We start from the raw sequence: 16,608 nt of genomic DNA, 5'->3' as shown, positions 1-16,608 counted from the left end.
AGGAAGGGTGTTCGTGTGGAGAAAAAACATCAATCTTTAAAAAAATTCAAGCTAAAATCAAATCCAAATTGTCATTGTCGTTGTTGCTGTCCTTGTTGTCGTTGTAAATGTAAACCACCATTTTTACCGATACCACCAAGTTGTAACTATCTCGTATATGTGACAGACGCTGGTCAGCTAGTATCGCCTGATAATAGAGTATCTGTGATTGATACGGCGACAAATACGATAGTCGCAAACATACCCGTAGGATCTGCTCCTCTCGAAGTAGCGATTACACCAAACGGAGCATTTGGTTATGTTCCAGCGCTCTTCTCGGATAATGTTACGGTCTTTAGTACTGTCACAAACATACCAATCGCTACCATTCCAGTAGGGGTTAATCCTTTAGGTGTCGCCATTTCACCGAATGGAACACTTGCTTATGTATCCAATCATGGATCTAACACGGTATCTGTCATCAATACAGCCACTAATACTGTAACCGCAACTATCCCAGTAGGGCTCCAGCCTCAAGGCATTGCTTTTACTCCAAATGGCGCGTTTGCTTATATTGCAAACGAAAATTCAAATTCAGTATCTGTTATCAATACAGCTACGAATACGGTGGTCGCTACAATCCCTGTCGGCATTCGCCCAAGGTCCATTGTTTTCACATTGAGTGGACAATTTGCTTACGTGACAAATGAAAATAGCAACACTGTATCCGTCATTAATGCTGTAACCAATACAGTAGTTGCTACAATCCCTGTGGGCACAGGACCTGTAGGAACAGCCATTACACCAGATGGAACACTTATTTACGTTGTCAATAAAGGTAGCAATACGGTTTCGGTTATCAATATAGCTACTAATACGGTGATTGCTACAATTCCTGTAGGACCATCTCCTGACCAAGTGACGATTTTGCCTGATGGAACATTTGCCTATGTCACGAACCAAGTGGACAATACAGTATCTGTTATCGATATAGTGACCAATATGGTCATTGCTACAATCCCTGGATTTAACGGTCCTACTGGTATAAAAACGGGCACCATCTGCAACTAGCTTTTGACACCCTTGGCGAACAAGAAGTAGCAAGTCAAATTAAAGAAAAAGCAACCGACTCTAGACGACCATCTTAATCAAATGGTCGTCTAGAGTTGGTTGCCTATATCATGATGTAATGAGCGAATGCTAAAACGTTGAATGCTCATCTAGTTTTGGAATAGTAGTAAGTCTCATTCGTTTTTACCATTTATATACTATTTTACGTTCCTCTATGTTACCATCTATAATAGACAAAATGTTTATTTAGCAAATAAGCAGAATGACTAAAATCATTTATCAATAAAATTAGAGGGTGTGCAATTAATGGGGTTCTTTGATAGGTTTTTTAAAAAAATAGAGGCTGTTAATAAAGAAGAAGTTGCTGTTGCTGAACTTGAATCCGAGTTTTATTTAGAGTCTGCACTGGATGAAGCCAATCAATTTTGGGTGGAAATAGCACAAAATCTTATCGTGAACGCAGTTAAGGCAACTGTGAAGGGAATGTCTCTCGAGGAAGTAGAATCCATTTTAGGTATAGGTGAATTTGGAGGAGATATGACTACACCCAATGCTACAACAGAGACCTATTGGTATGAAGGAGTTAGTGGCGGTTCTGCTCAATTAATTTTTTATAACGGTACATTAGGCATGAAAGAAGAATTTGGTCTACAATAATGAGTTTTCTATTATTTAAACAGGACTTGCTAATGGCAAGTCCTTTTGTTATGCTCGCACAGGCTCTCTCACATATCAGTCCATAAACCGCTTGCTGTGTCAATCCAATAAAGCCATTAATGCAAGGTTTTAATGTAACAGCAGAGAGCAAATTACGTAACTAATTATCCATCTTAATGTATCTCGATTCGCTCAATGCTGTTCTGTGGCACTTGAAAAAGAAGAATCACACCAGATTATTGATACAACGGTTATTTATGGTAAAATTAGGTGGTATTTAGTTAATAATTTTATTCAAAAGGGGATTTAAAATGAAGAAACCGATTTTATCAATCGCTGTATTTTTACTAAGTTTTTTCTCATTACTTATTTCGCTTAAATTATTTTGGAATTTAGGTATTTATGTTGATGAGTATGGTACAAGTCCTTCTGTTGTTAGTGGTGGAGAATTTTGGCATTCCATGGATTGGTTAAGATTATTTTTACTGTTCCTGCTGTGCGTAGTATCGTTTATCAGTATTTTTAGTACGAATCAAAATAAGAGTAATTAAAGTAATAGCCATTATTAAAAATTAAAGAAGGATGAAGGAATTATATGAAATTGTTTAGAGGAATTTGGGGTATATTATTATGCTTATATGGTGTAGCTTTATCTATCAAATATTTCCAGAATGTCAGTGAAGGATGGAATATAATCCTTCATGCTTTATCTGGGAGTTTATGTATTTTAGGAATTTTACTAATTATTAAAGCGATAAAAATGAAAGTGTAATCAGAAGTGACTTTCAACCTATCCAAAAATTAAAATAGCAGTCGTTACAGACAAGTCCTTATGTAATGCTTCCTCAAATCACTTCGATTTAAAAAGCCCATTAGGCTCTGATTTACTCAGTCACCTAATAGGCCATTCATATAAGTCTTTAAAGGTTAGTCCTTTGAAATTTAGTCCAATTCAATAAACCCTTGGTAAGCTTAGTCTTGAATCGCTGCGTCTAACGCTACCACGATCATGTCATTGAACGTTGTTTGACGTTCTTCAGAAGTTGTTACTTCGCCTGTGATAATATGATCACTTACTGTTAGAACTGCAAGTGCTTTACGGCCGAATTTGGCAGCTAATGTGTAAAGGGCTGCTGATTCCATTTCTACAGCTAGCACACCATATTGTGCTAGTTTTTCGTTTTGGTGCTCGTCTGAGTAGAATAAATCTGCTGTGAAGATATTCCCTACTTGTAAGTTAAGACCAGCCTCTTTACCTGCGTTGTAAGCTTTTAATAATAAGTCAAAGTCAGCGATTGGTGCGAAGTCGATAGCACCACCCCAAATGATTTGGTTCATACGTGTGTCTGATGTTGCGCCTTGCGCTAAAATGACGTCACGCACTTTAACATCCTTTTGAATTGCACCACAAGTACCTACACGAATTAACTTTTGCACATCATATTCTTGCATTAATTCTGTTGCATAGATAGAAATAGATGGCACACCCATACCTGTTCCTTGTACAGAAATACGTTTACCTTTATACGTACCTGTATAACCAAACATATTACGTACTTCATTGTAGCAAATTACATCTTCTAAAAATGTTTCTGCAATGTATTTTGCACGCAATGGATCTCCTGGAAGTAAAATTGTGTCAGCGATTTCACCTTTTTTTGCATTAATATGAATACTCATACTACAATCCCTCTTTTCTGTCAGTTATCACTATAAATAATACTGTGTTTCTGTCATTTACGCAATGCTAGACGTCTAGCAACTAAAAATATTTATCTTGATTCAGCGACGCAGTTCAGAACATGAAGCGCTTAGGATAACTTCTACTCTTTTGCCCGAAAAATCTGGACGCCAATTCGCCGAGGCATCATCGATCTTTTCATACAAGCAAGCTTATTCCTCATAAAGCGCCCATAAAGTATCGAATGTTTCGATTGTTAAGTTTTCCGTAGCGTAGGATTCAATATAGTCGGACAGCTCATGAAAGTCTGTGCTCTGTTTTGGAAAATTATGCTCCTGAAACATTTCCTCTGCAAAGCGGACTTTAGGGTCTGACCAATCACCTCCTCGGAATGTTAATACATACAAATAAAAACTTTTTTTCATGAAACAATTTCCCCTTTTTAAAACATTGGCTTTTCGCTAGTGTATCAAAAAAAATAGCTTTCGTCATAATTCCCACCACTAAGATATTTTACCTATTCATGCTTTTAGAACTATTTTCTCGGACAATACTGACTTTAGTCACGGTGTATTTTATCTGAAAAATTTAAATTTTTAGAAATAATAATAGAAATATCTAGTAAAATAAGATAAAATTGAAATCGATTATTGAAAAAAATAGGAAGGTGATGGCGATGAAAAAAACTCAAAAAACTCGTAATACAGCGAAAAAACGCCCGTCTCTCTTTATGCTTAGCTTTTTGAGGAAAAGGCAAGCTGCTACAAAAGAGGAACCCGGGAACAATCCCCCTCCTATTAAAGTAAAACGACGACGTTTTTACCATTTAATTCGGGGCAAAGTGCTTATTATGTTTGCGCTGCTTATTGTGATTAACGGTATAATGGGTATATTGTCTTATGTCAATATACAAAATTTGCAGCAACAAATGGAAGACTTTACGAAGAAAAACGTCCAAGAGCAGTTAACTGTCAATCAGCTTGCGTATGAAATTGCTCGACTAACAAATTTAGAACAATCCTATTTAATTACAGGTAATGGTATTTATTCTACTTCTTATCATATGAAAATTGATACTATTAACAAAAAGCTGTCTGCCTTAAAAGAACAATTTCAAGAACGACAAGTAGAGCTAAGTCATATGCAGGCCATTGAGCAATATTATAAAAATTACCTAGATTATTCAGACAAAGTCATGACGATGCGCGACGAACTCGGACTTGAACAAGCCCGTAAGCTCATGATGGGTGCCACCGGAGAAACGATGAAAACGCATATCGATAACAATATTGAATCTATTAATGTGGTCATGGACGAGTCGAATAAAACCAAATTAGACAAGCTTAATCAACAGGTCAATCTTTCCATTACTACGTTCTTTATCGTGTCAATTGTTGGCTTTTTAGCAATCATCATTTTTGGTTATATGCTCTTTAAATCACTTAAACGAAATACACAGGCTATTAATGACTCCATCCTTGATATTGCACAGGCAGGAGGCGATTTGACAAGACGTGTAAAAGTACGTAATCGTGATGAATTTTCAATCATTGCGGCCTCGACGAATACATTAATCGAGTCAATTTCTAATTTAATTCGCCGTGTCAGTGAATTAGCGGATCATGTATCAAGCAGTAGCCAGGAGCTGATGTCGTTAGCTGATGAAAATGCACGAACGATTCAGGATATTGCTGATGCCACAGCTGATATTGCCAGTGATAGTGACAATACGATTTCAAGTATGAATAGTGCCCAGCAAAAGATGAGCGACTTAGAGCATGCCGTGCATCAATTAAATGAACAAGCAAGTGCCGTCCATCGTGCCTCTGTCGCTATGCAGCAAGCAGCCGATGAAGGCAGCCGCTCTGTGGAACAATCCTCGCTTGTTATGCAATCCATTGAAGAAACGATGGCTTCCACAACGTCCACGGTCGAAGCATTAGGTCGTAAATCTGCCGACATCACATCGATTATCGGCACCATCACAGCCATTTCTGAGCAAACAAATCTTCTCGCATTAAACGCGGCCATTGAAGCGGCACGCGCTGGCGAACATGGACGAGGCTTCGCAGTTGTAGCAGATGAAGTTCGCAAGCTTGCAGAGCAATCACAAAGCGCAGCGAAAGAAGTAACAACGATTGTGACGTCCATCCAGCAGGAAGTTACGTCAATCATTGCCCAAAATCATGAAGGAGTGACAACTGTTATCCGAGGCGTGGAAGTAACAAATGAAACGAACCAATCCTTAGCCAATATTTTAACGCATACAGAGGAAACAACGACGATTATCGCAGCTATGGTAGATAAAATTGCGACTACACTTGACTCTAGCAATGCAGTAGCAAGTGACTTCGTGCATGTCAATGCCTATGCCGAGCAATCAGCAGCCAACACGGTAACCTCAGCGGCAGCCGCAACCCAGGGCTCCGCATCCATGCAGGAAATCAACGCAGCAGCCACCGAGCTCGCCCAACAAGCAGATAGCTTACGTAACCTAGTGAGCGAATTTAAAGTATAAGTCACTCGAAAGAGGATCCAGCATTTTGCTGGTTCCTCCTTCATTTTGAGAGGCTGTCCTTTCAATTTGAAGATTCGATCATTCAAATAAAGGATTCTCTGTTGAAATGGTGGGCTATCCTTCGTTTTGCTTCTATCCATCAATCTGAGCGTTTTATCCTTCAATCTGCTGAGTCTCCTCTCATTTTGCTGAGCTATCCTCCACTTTATTGCTTCTATCCATCGATCTATGAGTTCTATCCTCCACTTTGCTGGTTCTATCCACCAATCTGAGCGTTTTCTCCTTCACTCTGCTGACTCTCCTCTCATTTTGCTGAGCTATCCTCCACTTTATTGCTTCTATCCATCGATCTATGAGTTTTATCCTCCACTTTGCTGCTTCTATCCACCAATCTGAGCGTTTTATCCTTCAATCTGCAAAGTCTATCCTTCCACTTTGCAAGTTCCTCCTCATCAGTAAATTCATCACCTTAAGGTTACAAAACAAAAAAATCCTAGCAAGAGCTACCTTGCTAGGATTGGATTATTTAAATAACGATTGATACTCGCCATAGCCTTCTTTTTCTAAATCTTCTTTGGGGACGAATCGGAGCGCTGCTGAGTTAATGCAGTAGCGCAAGCCTCCTTGCTCACTTGGACCGTCTGGGAAGACATGTCCTAGATGGGAATCGGCTTCTTTACTGCGCACCTCCACACGACGCATGCCGTGGGATGTATCGAAAAGCTCGGTTACTTGCTCTTTTTCAATCGGCTTGGTGAAAGCTGGCCACCCACAGCCTGAGTTGTATTTATCGAGTGAGCTGAATAATGGTTTCCCAGAAACAATATCTACATAGATGCCTTCTGCAAAATGATCATCGTATTCATTGCGGAATGGGGGCTCAGTGCCATTTTCCTGTGTGACGTAATATTGCATATCTGTTAATTCTTTTAAACGTTGTTCTTTACTCATGTTTATTCCCCCAGTGATGCTCCTGGAACGCTCTGCGACCAGATCCAATCGAATAGCGCTCATAGTGCATTGGATTTTTCTTATAATAATGCTGGTGATAATCCTCAGCCGGATAAAAGGTGCTGGCTGGCAGGATTTTTACCATGATTGGTTTATCAAATTTCCCAGACGCTGCTAAATCTGCCTTCGAGCGTTCTGCTAACTCACGTTGTTCCTCATCATGATAGAAAATGGCCGTTGTGTAAGACTCTCCACGGTCAAAAAATTGACCCCCTGCATCAGTTGGATCAATCAATGTCCAAAAAATCGCTAGTAATTGCTCGTAGCTATATAATTCATCATCAAAAACGATTTGTACAGCTTCTACATGACCTGTCGTTTCAGAGCATACCTGTTCATAGGTAGGATTGACAACATGTCCACCTGTATAGCCTGATAGCACTGAGACAATGCCAGGTGTTTCGTCAAAGGGCTTGACCATGCACCAAAAACAGCCCCCTGCAAAGGTTGCGTATTGCTTTGCCATTGTTTTCACTCCTTATTCACCAGGAACAATAATTTCCAATAGAATTTTATCATTTGGTAAGTCTAATTCTTTGGCACGGACACGTGATCCTGAAGCGATGTTGATGCGGGATAAATCGATATAAATTTCCGCTTCATTCGGATGCACCGTAATCCATGAAGGAAATTCCACCGAATCGCGCATAATTTTCATAGTCGTTTCTGGTGGAATTTTCAGTAGTCCAACATTCATTCTCGTCTGCTTTAAAATAATATTGCCTTTGTCATCTACAATCGGTTCAAAATTCATGGAAATCGGAACTTCCGTATAAAATGCCGTTAGGGTGCTTCTTAATTGAATATCATTGCCAATTGTAAAATCAAGCGGTAAAGGTGAGCCCTTCGCTGCATCCTTTAAATACTTTTTCGATATCGATTCTAATTCCTTTGTTGTTGTTTGCACAACGAGTACGTTCCCTTTGCTTTCACTTTCACCTGCTGAACTCTTCGCAACGTTGACGCCATCCACTGGTCTAGTTGCTAAAAAAACGACGAGGAGGATTGCAAAAAGCACTGTGCCTGCTAAGGCGAAAAACGCGACTTTCCATTTATTCATTTTGTCACTCCTCGAAGCCTATTGCCTTGTTAATCTTTTTTTCCATACCACACTGCTCCATTGCTGCTAATATACGCTCTGTCATTTTTTCATATCCCTTTGCATTCGGATGGAAAAAATCTGTATGATAGACGAGCTCTTCATTTGAATCAAATAAATCTTCTACTGATACATAGCAAGCATTGGAATCCTTGCTTGCTACTTCTTCAATCACATTATTCCATTCTGTGATAATTGTATCAAATTCATTCGCCTCATTGGTTACAATTGAAAATGGATTATAAAAACCAATGAGTAGTATGGGCACTGTCGGATTTTTTGCACGAATGCCTTCTACGATTTTGCTGTAACGTTCTTTATATGCTCGCAGCTCCTTATCAAAAGCGTCCCGCTTCAAGTTAAATAAATCCTGCTTGACGACCTTCATGACATCATTGCCACCCATTGTTAAGGAAATAAGCTGTGCTTCTTGCAACTCTTCATCATAATGCCCTTTTTTCACTAATTTTAGTAGTTGATCACTGCGTCTACCTCGTTTGCCTCGATTATCTACATCTACATCTGAAATCGAGGGCCATGCGAGCAATGAATCTGCTAATCTTCCAACATAACCGTCTTGACTATACTCATCACCGACACCATCTGTTAACGAATCTCCAAGTGCCAAGTAATGTAGTTGCTTTGCTTGTTCTTCATCAATTTGCGATAAATCCTCTGCTGATGGCTCAAAAAAATGTTCAAATATTTGTGTCAACATATTCTTAGAGGGTTTTTCCTCATCCTCTGTTTGTTGCTCATCCTGCGTCATATCTTGCTCCGTCCCTGCTTGCTCACCGTCAGGTTCTGCTTGCGGATTCGGTTCATCGATTGATATTGCACAACCACTTAGTACTAAGACGGTCAAACACGACAACATAAATCGCCAAATGTCCATTTGACCACCTTCCATCCCTTTCTATTACTTCTATTATAGAATAGTTCATGCCGCAATGAAAAGTGACTAACCCTTAGTTCTCCATAATTTTGTGCTCCTGCCAAGTTTCTTCACTGGGTAATGTGGCTTTATAATAGGAATAGCTAGTGTTTGTTCATGATTGGTGGTGAAGTGTTTTTATTTCGAGTAAAGTCGCTCACCTTTGATGGCAGTACTCTCATCTGATTCCAAGACGTTCAGCTTTGAGGCAAATGCGCTCATGCCTCATTCGAAGCCGCTCAGCCTTGAGGCAAATGCGAAGCTACTCTTCTTTAGCGGTAAAGCGCTCTTATTTAGAGTGCAGTCGTACAAAACGCTCATCTCTCGAATGTGTCCAATATGATCTAAGCATGAAAAAAAGCCACTACAATTACTTATGTAGTAGCTCCTCACTATTATTCTGCAAAATAAATAAAACCGATGGCTCCTGGGCCTGTGTGTGTCGAGATGATTGGGGATGTGAATGCAATTTCTACATCGTTAAAACCCGTCTCTTCGATTAAGGCTTTTAATGGATTGCCCATCGTTAATAGGCCATCTGCATGGGAAATGCCCACTGCCTTGACTGTTTTTCCAGCTGTGTCTTCTTGAAATTGTTTAAATAAGTAATTGACTACCTGCTTATGGCTACGTACTTTTGATACAGGGTTGTAAACGCCGCCTTCAAGGTTGGCAATGACTTTGATGTTTAGAAGTGAACCGATAAAGCCCTTTCCTTTACCAATTCGACCACCTTTAATTAGGTTTTCAAGCGTATCTACAATAACATATAGGTAGGTATTGTCACGTACTTTGTCCAGACGTGCCACAATTTCCTCTACGGTTGCGCCCTCATCACGCATGCGGATGGCTTCACGTAGTTGAATAGCGAGACCAATCGCTATAAAGCGTGAGTCGATGACTGTTACATCAGCGTCTGTCATTTGTGCCGCTTGGCGTGCCGATTCCACTGTTCCGCTCATACCACCTGTCATATGGATGGAGATAATTCGATCCCCATCTTTTCCAAGCTCATCATATAATTCTTTAAATTTCCCTGGAGCTGGCTGTGAACTTTTCGGTAAATTTTTCGCATTTTTCATTAAGCCTAAAAAAGACTGTGGCTCTAAATCCACACCATCTGTATATGTTTGACCATCAATTTGAATCGTTAAAGGCACGATATGTATGCCATGTTGTGCTACTTCTTCTTTTGTTAAATCACAAGTTGAGTCCGTTATTATATGAATTCGTCCCACTTCGACACATCCTTTTACTTCATTAAAATTTATTATATAGACTAATGAATCATTATGTAAACATGACATTTGTCATTAGGTAATGCCCTGTCCTAACTTGCATGTAAACGCTACCTTGGATACTATAGCGTTTTCGCCCACCTCTTGTCTATCAATGCCCCTCAAAGAATATGACAGCCTTATGACATTTTTGATATGAAATATATGACAAATGTAAATGTTCAAGAATAAATTATTGGGGTATAGTAAATACATGAACGAAAGGAGTGTTTCAAATGGTGGATTCATTTGACTATAAATCATGGAAAGAAGAGCTATGGAATGCCATTACACACGGTATTGGTTTCGTTGTTAGTATTCCGGCACTGGTTGTCTTATTGTTAGCAGCCGTCCAAACAGGAAATGCACTACATATTACAACCTTTAGCATTTTTGGTGCGTCTGTCATCATTTTGTTTTTAATGTCTACATTGCTACACAGTATGCCAGGAAAATATAAACACTTTTTTGCTATTTTGGACCACTCGTCCATTTATATTTTAATTGCCGGCACCTATACGCCGTTTTTATTAATTGCTGTTGGTGGCACACTAGGCTTGACATTATTATGTATTATTTGGTCACTCGCTGTACTCGGTGTGCTGTTTAAATGTTTCTTTATTAATCGTTTCGAAGTACTTTCCTTGATTTTTTATATTGGTATGGGCTGGTTAATTATTTTCGCCATTAAGCCCGTTTATCTCTACTTAGGTTTTTATGGCTTTGCTTTGCTGCTAGCAGGTGGGCTATTCTATACCATTGGAGCAATGTTTTATGCATGGCGCTCCCTACCCTACAACCATGCGATTTGGCACCTTTTTGTACTGGCGGGCTGTGCTTCTATGTATGCTTGTGTCTATTTCTATTTATAAATTATAAAAAAAGGCTCCCTTCATAAGGAGCGTTTTTTTATGGATTCTCGTAAAAGCGCAATGGCTTCCTTTACCTCTTTGTCATTCTCTTCATCATTCAATTTATGCCTAGCATGCAGTAAAATTGGCCTCAGGGATTCAACAGAACGCCCAAATCCATTCATCCACTCATAGCGAGGCACCATCCAAGTATGGAAGTGGTGTGTCGTATCTTCATTGTAAAAGTAATAAACATATTCTATACCTAATACTTCCCTTTGAGCCTTTCTAATTGTTGTTAAGAGGTTAATATAGTCCATTTTTTCATGTTCTTTTAATTCATCAAAGCCATGAATATGACGTTTTGAAGCTAAAATGACTAATCCCTTTATGGGGTACGCTACATCCTGGTGAGCGTGAAAATAATCCGTTTCAACGACAACACCTCCATTGGGTTCAATTTGTCCACTTGTGATTGCACAGCTCAAACAATCAACATGAGCCATTTCTCCACTCAATAATGTTATTTTTCCCATCGAATCTCCCCTAAACACAGAATAAGCACGGTCTACTAAAACCGCGCTTGTCTCACCACTATTTACGTTCAAAAATTTGATATTGGAATGTATAGCCTTCTGGTGCTGTTTCAGGCTTTTCTGATGATATTTCAATAAAATCCTGCTCATAGCTTGGGAAATAGGTATCTCCTTGGAAGGCATGATTAATTTTTGTAATATATAAACGATCTGCCTTCTCCATTACTAAACGGAAAATTTGCTCACCACCAATAATCATGATTTCAGGTACATCTCCAGCTTGTGCTAATGCTTCCTCTAAGCTTGTCACGATTTCAATACCATCCGCTTGGTAGTTCTCATCGCGCGTAATGACAATGTTGCGACGCCCTGGAAGTGGACGACCAATGGATTCGAATGTTTTACGTCCCATTATCATCGGCTTACCCATTGTTTTCTCTTTAAAATACTGCAAATCTCCTGGTAAATGCCAAGGCATCCCGTTGTTATAACCAATGACATGGTTGTCATCATGTGCCACAATTAAAGAAATCATACTGTCCCTCCAAATACTTTCATCTTTTTTATTATAAACATAATGAGCGTATTTCACCTCATTTATGAATGAATTTTCTTTTTATAAAATTAAATCCTAGTAAAATTATATGAATAGTTTATAATAGAGATATCCAACGTCACGATAAAGGAATGATGAAGATGACTACTTTAAGAAAAGAAGCTGTTCATTATATTGAAGCCCAGCATACGGGCACACCTTATTACCAAGTTACCCCACAGGAAGCAAGAACAATGCGCACAGCTACGCTTTGGCAATCACCACACAGACCAAAGCTAGCATCCATCAAGGATTACAATATTACGGTGCGAGATGGAGCTGCCATTACACTTCGTCTCTATACGCCTGTCCTTGACAAAACATTACCTGTCATTGTTTATTACCATGGTGGTGGCTGGGTTTACGGCAATTTAGAGTCTGTCGATGCAGGCTGTCAGCTATTAGCAGACCAAGCACAGGCGATTGTCGTATCAGTAGACTATCGTTTAGCACCAGAATACCCCTTCCCAACTCCCTTATATGATGCCTACGATAGCTTAGTATGGGTGTCTGAGCATATCAAAGCCTTTGGTGGAGATGTCAATCGCTTAACTGTTGCTGGGGACAGTGCAGGTGGAAATTTAGCTACCGTTGTTGCTTACTTAACTACTACATTGGGTGGTCCAGCGTTACAAGCTCAAGCACTAATCTATCCCGTGACAAATGTCGACTTTACAACGGAATCCTATCAGCTTTTTGGTGAAAACTACGGCTTAGATGCACAGGGCATGCAGTGGTTCTCTCAGCATTATACAGATGAAGCAAACTTTACAAACCCGCTCGTGTCCCCTCTTCAGCTAGAGAATGTTCGTAACATGCCTAAAACAATCATCATAGCTGCTGAGGCCGATGTTCTCTATGATGAAGGACTAAGCTATGCAGAAAAACTAAAAGCTGGTGGCGTTGCAGTAGAACATGTCACAATGCCAGGTTTAATTCATAGTTATTTCAGTAAAATGAATTATTTTGAAGATGCCACAAACGAAACGGTGGCAAAAATTGTGGAATTCTTGAAATAAGTTTGGCTATCCAGCTCAAACAGTGCGATAATAGAGCAAAACGTTTTTTAAAGGATGACATGATGACACAAACAATGACATTACAAATACAACTGCCCTATTCTGAGCAATTAAAAAAAGGCTATCCCCTTATTTCAAAGGATGCGGTCGATGCAAGACGCCTACCTGCTGAGCAAGGTACGCTTCTCAAGCTCATGGATCACCATAATCGTTTTATTGGTACAGGATACTACGGTATTCAAAATAAAGGGATTGGCTGGGTGCTAACAACTGACGTGAACGAAACCATCGATAAGACTTTTTTCATGAAAAAATTCAAAAAAGCCATCGACAATCGTGCAGCATTTTTCAACAATGAAAACACAACAGCCTTTCGTGTATTTAATGGTGAAGGAGATGGCATCGGCGGTCTCACGATTGACTTTTTTAATGGCTACTACATGGTGAGCTGGTATAGTGAGGGCATTTACTCCTTGAAAGATGTCGTGTATGAGGCGCTCGCTGAGACGGTGAACTACCAAGCTATTTATGAGAAAAAACGCTTTGATAGCAAAGGGCAGTATATTGAACAGGATGATTTTGTGATGGGCACGCCTGGTGAATTTCCAATCATGGTGAAGGAAAATGGTATGACATACGCAGTTCATTTAAACGACGGAGCGATGACGGGGATTTTCCTTGATCAACGCGAGGTACGTTTGGCTATTCGTGAGCGTTATGCAAACCATACAAACATGCTTAATACATTCTCCTATACAGGAGCATTTTCAGTGGCAGCTGCTCTAGGAGGCGCCATGAAAACAACAAGTGTGGATGTAGCTAAACGCAGTCTTGCCAAAACCATTGAGCAATTCAGTGTGAATCAAATTGATTATGAAGCACAGGATATTAAAGTAATGGACGTTTTCCATTATTTTAAATATGCGCAGCGTCACGCCTTACAATTTGACCTGGTTGTATTAGACCCACCTAGCTTTGCCCGTACGAAGCAAATGACATTTTCAACAGCAAAGGACTACCCTAAATTACTGAAGGATGCCATTGCTATTACCGCTAAAAATGGCATCATTGTCGCTTCCACAAATAATGCTAGCTTTGGGATGAAAAAGTTTAAAGGCTTTATTGACCAAGCATTTAAAGAAACTCGTACACGCTATAAAATTGTAGAGGAATACGGTTTACCAAAGGATTTCCGTGTTTCACGTGAATACCCTGAATTTAATTATTTGAAGGTCGTCTTTATTCAAAAAATGGACTAACAGGAATTCAAGACAGAATCATTTCTTTATGATTCTGTCTTTTTATATAAAAAAGTGACCTAAGAAATTCATTTCTTAAGTCACCTCTGAATACTGCTTATAGATAGTTCACAAACCAATCGCGAATATATTCAAGTCGATTGATTCTTAAAGTTGGTTTTCCGCTCCTTGACAGTTCATGATTGGACTCAGGGAAGCGCACGAATTTTGTTTCTTTTTTACGATGCTTTAAGGCGATAAATAATTGCTCCGCCTGCTCAATTGGACAGCGATAGTCTTTTTCAGCGTGTAAAATGAGCAATGGTGTTTCGATATTATTGACATATTTCAGCGGTGAATGATGCCAAAGCTTTTCGATATCGTCAAGTCCCGCAAGAATTTGCCAATCTGTAAAGTAATACCCAATATCACTGACACCGTAAAAGCTAATCCAGTTCGAAATAGAGCGCTGCGTCACAGCTGCTTTAAAGCGATTCGTCTGGCCAACAATCCAGTTGGTCATAAAGCCGCCATAGCTCCCACCTGTCACTCCAAGACGGTCTGCATCAATAAAATCATAGTGCTCCAGCACATAGTCCACAGCCGCCATTAGATCCTCATAATCATTGCCACCATAATCACCACGCACTGCATCAACAAACGTTTGACCATAGCCATGACTGCCACGTGGGTTCGTATATAGCACCGCAAATCCTTGTGCAGCTAGAATTTGGAACTCATTAAAATAAGTATTGGCATACATCGCATGTGGCCCGCCATGAATTTCAAGCACTAGAGGATATTTTTTCCCTTCCTCATAACCAACTGGCTTCATGATCCAACCATTTACCTTCCAGCCCTCTGCTCCCTCAAATTCAATGGCTTCTGGAACAGCTAATGCTCTCGTCTTTAAAAATTCTTCATTGATGGACGTCAGCTGTTCTTTTTCACCCGTTTTTAGGTTGACGAAAAATAAATCGCCAGGATTCGTCGTTGTACTAATGGCTACGACTGCTTGATCATGTTGTGCATCAAGTGAAAAACCATAGACATATTGATCATCGTGAATAGCTGGATAGATTTCACCATCTATATTTCCGAAATAAATCGCAGCATTACCGTGATCTGTTACTTGGAAGTAGAAGCTATGATTATCATTCAACCATTGAACACGTGGTGACACCACACCTTGAAGAAAATCGCCGATTGCAAAATCCCCAATAGGGGCGTCAAATTCACTTGTTACACATGTCAGCAGATTTTGTTGCAAATCATAGAGCCATAGCTTTGCTTGTGTAGCATTTTCAAATTCTCTTTCACTACCTATGAAAGAGATGAAGCGACTGTTTGGAGACCATGACGTTTGGTAATACATACCTGTTCCCTCTGTTAACGGACGCGCTTGCTTTGTTTCTACATCTAATAAATAGATATCGCTCTTAAATGAAAAATCTGTATCCTCTGCGACATCAGCTAAGTACGTCATATATTGACCATCAGGTGACCATGTACCAAGATGGACATGATTGTTTCCTTTCGTCACTTGCTCTAACTCGCCCGATTCTAAATGGACGATCGCAATTTGACTAAACTGCTCCATATCCAAAAAACCTGCAGCATCCGATTTATGTTTCATCTTGTCTATTTCTAGAGGCTTTAGTTCTTTTTCTTCTTTCTTTTCATCCGTTACCTTATCCAAAATCGTTTCATCTTTACCTAGCTTGATAGAAAAGGCCATTTTCTTGCCGCATGGTGACCACACAGGTGATGTCACACCATTTTTACAATATGTCACCTGCTTTGCCTCTCCGCCTGCTTTTGAAAGAACATAAATTTGCGACTTGCCTGTTCTAGTGGATAAAAACGCAACTTGACTACCATCAGGTGACCATATAGGAGAACTTATTCTATCCTCCCCAAATGTCCATTGCTGTGGTGTTTTGTTCTTCAGGTTTATGTAAAACAAATTCGAGACATAATCTTTTTTCTTCTCATCAATACGTGTCTCAACATAAACTACCTCAGTCCCGTCAGGTGAGAGCTGTGGATCGGCTACTGATTTCAAGTGGTAAAGATCTTCTGGTTGAATCCCTTGTTTCGATGTCATGTTCTTGCTCCTTTGTATTGTCATTTTCTGTACTC

The 16,608-nt window shown here is 39.6% G+C and carries 17 protein-coding genes; 7 read left to right on the top strand and 10 right to left on the bottom strand.

Annotated features, from left to right (window positions below):
* Positions 1 to 15: 15 nt before the first annotated feature.
* The 3 genes from NV349_RS10465 (at position 16) to NV349_RS10455 (ending at position 2,258) form a co-directional block, all read left to right on the top strand.
* The gene (locus NV349_RS10465) at positions 16 to 1,050 is read left to right on the top strand and encodes a beta-propeller fold lactonase family protein (RefSeq protein ID WP_442916440.1); all 1,035 of its coding nucleotides are present in this window, start codon (positions 16 to 18) and stop codon (positions 1,048 to 1,050) included.
* 306 nt (positions 1,051 to 1,356) lie between these two features.
* The gene (locus NV349_RS10460; protein ID WP_271913324.1) at positions 1,357 to 1,707 is read left to right on the top strand and encodes a hypothetical protein; all 351 of its coding nucleotides are present in this window, start codon (positions 1,357 to 1,359) and stop codon (positions 1,705 to 1,707) included.
* A 311-nt stretch (positions 1,708 to 2,018) separates the two neighbouring features.
* Entirely contained in the window at positions 2,019 to 2,258 is a 240-nt protein-coding gene (locus NV349_RS10455; RefSeq protein ID WP_089935053.1) for a hypothetical protein, read from the top strand.
* A gap of 421 nt (positions 2,259 to 2,679) precedes the next feature.
* Here the strand turns inward: NV349_RS10455 and deoD are convergent, their stop codons facing one another.
* The gene (gene deoD / locus NV349_RS10450; protein WP_036126140.1) at positions 2,680 to 3,387 is read right to left on the bottom strand and encodes a purine-nucleoside phosphorylase; all 708 of its coding nucleotides are present in this window, start codon (positions 3,385 to 3,387) and stop codon (positions 2,680 to 2,682) included.
* Between the two features lie 213 nt (positions 3,388 to 3,600).
* On the bottom strand, positions 3,601 to 3,813 hold the full coding sequence (locus NV349_RS10445) for a YozE family protein (protein WP_036126142.1): 213 nt from the start codon (positions 3,811 to 3,813) through the stop codon (positions 3,601 to 3,603).
* A gap of 251 nt (positions 3,814 to 4,064) precedes the next feature.
* On the opposite strand from NV349_RS10445, the gene NV349_RS10440 reads away from it, so the two are divergent.
* Entirely contained in the window at positions 4,065 to 5,906 is a 1,842-nt protein-coding gene (locus NV349_RS10440; protein ID WP_271913323.1) for a methyl-accepting chemotaxis protein, read from the top strand.
* Between the two features lie 522 nt (positions 5,907 to 6,428).
* On the opposite strand, the gene msrB is transcribed toward NV349_RS10440, so the two are convergent.
* The 5 genes from msrB to NV349_RS10415 form a co-directional block, all read right to left on the bottom strand.
* Complete coding sequence (gene msrB / locus NV349_RS10435; RefSeq protein WP_036126147.1) at positions 6,429 to 6,857, bottom strand: peptide-methionine (R)-S-oxide reductase MsrB; 429 nt, start codon at positions 6,855 to 6,857, stop codon at positions 6,429 to 6,431.
* Positions 6,850 to 7,383 (bottom strand): peptide-methionine (S)-S-oxide reductase MsrA, encoded by a 534-nt coding sequence (gene msrA / locus NV349_RS10430; protein WP_058843200.1) that lies wholly within the window; start codon positions 7,381 to 7,383, stop codon positions 6,850 to 6,852. The genes msrB and msrA overlap by 8 nt, the downstream gene beginning before the upstream one ends.
* Positions 7,384 to 7,395: 12 nt before the next feature.
* Positions 7,396 to 7,977 (bottom strand): YpmS family protein, encoded by a 582-nt coding sequence (locus tag NV349_RS10425; RefSeq protein ID WP_036126152.1) that lies wholly within the window; start codon positions 7,975 to 7,977, stop codon positions 7,396 to 7,398.
* A gap of 4 nt (positions 7,978 to 7,981) precedes the next feature.
* Positions 7,982 to 8,911 (bottom strand): GDSL-type esterase/lipase family protein, encoded by a 930-nt coding sequence (locus NV349_RS10420; RefSeq protein WP_230593921.1) that lies wholly within the window; start codon positions 8,909 to 8,911, stop codon positions 7,982 to 7,984.
* A 434-nt stretch (positions 8,912 to 9,345) separates the two neighbouring features.
* Positions 9,346 to 10,188, bottom strand: a complete 843-nt coding sequence (locus NV349_RS10415) for a DegV family protein (protein WP_036126157.1) — start codon at positions 10,186 to 10,188, stop codon at positions 9,346 to 9,348.
* Between the two features lie 275 nt (positions 10,189 to 10,463).
* Here NV349_RS10415 and trhA point away from each other — a divergent pair, with 275 nt between their 5' ends.
* On the top strand, positions 10,464 to 11,099 hold the full coding sequence (gene trhA / locus NV349_RS10410) for a PAQR family membrane homeostasis protein TrhA (RefSeq protein WP_036126159.1): 636 nt from the start codon (positions 10,464 to 10,466) through the stop codon (positions 11,097 to 11,099).
* Positions 11,100 to 11,119: 20 nt separating this feature from the next.
* Here trhA and NV349_RS10405 read toward each other — a convergent pair whose 3' ends face one another.
* Both NV349_RS10405 and NV349_RS10400 read right to left on the bottom strand, forming a co-directional pair.
* Positions 11,120 to 11,614, bottom strand: a complete 495-nt coding sequence (locus NV349_RS10405) for an HIT family protein (RefSeq protein ID WP_058843199.1) — start codon at positions 11,612 to 11,614, stop codon at positions 11,120 to 11,122.
* Positions 11,615 to 11,672: 58 nt separating this feature from the next.
* Positions 11,673 to 12,149 carry a dihydrofolate reductase gene (locus tag NV349_RS10400; protein ID WP_036126163.1) on the bottom strand — a complete coding sequence of 159 codons (477 nt, stop codon included), beginning with the start codon at positions 12,147 to 12,149 and terminating at the stop codon, positions 11,673 to 11,675.
* A 161-nt stretch (positions 12,150 to 12,310) separates the two neighbouring features.
* Between NV349_RS10400 and NV349_RS10395 the strand changes: the two genes are divergently transcribed.
* Complete coding sequence (locus tag NV349_RS10395) at positions 12,311 to 13,228, top strand: alpha/beta hydrolase (RefSeq protein ID WP_036126166.1); 918 nt, start codon at positions 12,311 to 12,313, stop codon at positions 13,226 to 13,228.
* A gap of 62 nt (positions 13,229 to 13,290) precedes the next feature.
* Complete coding sequence (locus NV349_RS10390) at positions 13,291 to 14,487, top strand: class I SAM-dependent rRNA methyltransferase (RefSeq protein ID WP_058843197.1); 1,197 nt, start codon at positions 13,291 to 13,293, stop codon at positions 14,485 to 14,487.
* Positions 14,488 to 14,584: 97 nt separating this feature from the next.
* Here the strand turns inward: NV349_RS10390 and NV349_RS10385 are convergent, their stop codons facing one another.
* Positions 14,585 to 16,573 (bottom strand): S9 family peptidase, encoded by a 1,989-nt coding sequence (locus NV349_RS10385; protein ID WP_089932181.1) that lies wholly within the window; start codon positions 16,571 to 16,573, stop codon positions 14,585 to 14,587.
* Between the last annotated feature and the right edge of the window lie 35 nt (positions 16,574 to 16,608).

The sequence above is a fragment of the Lysinibacillus sp. OF-1 genome (assembly GCF_028356935.1).
Taxonomy (GTDB): domain Bacteria; phylum Bacillota; class Bacilli; order Bacillales_A; family Planococcaceae; genus Lysinibacillus; species Lysinibacillus fusiformis_D.
This window is presented reverse-complemented; position numbering and strand designations above follow the sequence as displayed.

Excerpts from the sequence above, each read along its gene's own strand:
- NV349_RS10460 (WP_271913324.1), top strand. The coding sequence starts at position 1,357 with ATGGGGTTCTTTGATAGGTTTTTTAAAAAAATAGAGGCTGTTAATAAA.
- NV349_RS10455 (WP_089935053.1), top strand. The coding sequence starts at position 2,019 with ATGAAGAAACCGATTTTATCAATCGCTGTATTTTTACTAAGTTTTTTC.
- deoD (WP_036126140.1), bottom strand. The coding sequence starts at position 3,387 with ATGAGTATTCATATTAATGCAAAAAAAGGTGAAATCGCTGACACAATT.
- NV349_RS10445 (WP_036126142.1), bottom strand. The coding sequence starts at position 3,813 with ATGAAAAAAAGTTTTTATTTGTATGTATTAACATTCCGAGGAGGTGAT.
- NV349_RS10440 (WP_271913323.1), top strand. The coding sequence starts at position 4,065 with ATGAAAAAAACTCAAAAAACTCGTAATACAGCGAAAAAACGCCCGTCT.
- msrB (WP_036126147.1), bottom strand. The coding sequence starts at position 6,857 with ATGAGTAAAGAACAACGTTTAAAAGAATTAACAGATATGCAATATTAC.
- msrA (WP_058843200.1), bottom strand. The coding sequence starts at position 7,383 with ATGGCAAAGCAATACGCAACCTTTGCAGGGGGCTGTTTTTGGTGCATG.
- NV349_RS10425 (WP_036126152.1), bottom strand. The coding sequence starts at position 7,977 with ATGAATAAATGGAAAGTCGCGTTTTTCGCCTTAGCAGGCACAGTGCTT.
- NV349_RS10420 (WP_230593921.1), bottom strand. The coding sequence starts at position 8,911 with ATGGACATTTGGCGATTTATGTTGTCGTGTTTGACCGTCTTAGTACTA.
- trhA (WP_036126159.1), top strand. The coding sequence starts at position 10,464 with ATGGTGGATTCATTTGACTATAAATCATGGAAAGAAGAGCTATGGAAT.
- NV349_RS10405 (WP_058843199.1), bottom strand. The coding sequence starts at position 11,614 with ATGGGAAAAATAACATTATTGAGTGGAGAAATGGCTCATGTTGATTGT.
- NV349_RS10400 (WP_036126163.1), bottom strand. The coding sequence starts at position 12,149 with ATGATTTCTTTAATTGTGGCACATGATGACAACCATGTCATTGGTTAT.
- NV349_RS10395 (WP_036126166.1), top strand. The coding sequence starts at position 12,311 with ATGACTACTTTAAGAAAAGAAGCTGTTCATTATATTGAAGCCCAGCAT.
- NV349_RS10390 (WP_058843197.1), top strand. The coding sequence starts at position 13,291 with ATGACACAAACAATGACATTACAAATACAACTGCCCTATTCTGAGCAA.
- NV349_RS10385 (WP_089932181.1), bottom strand. The coding sequence starts at position 16,573 with ATGACATCGAAACAAGGGATTCAACCAGAAGATCTTTACCACTTGAAA.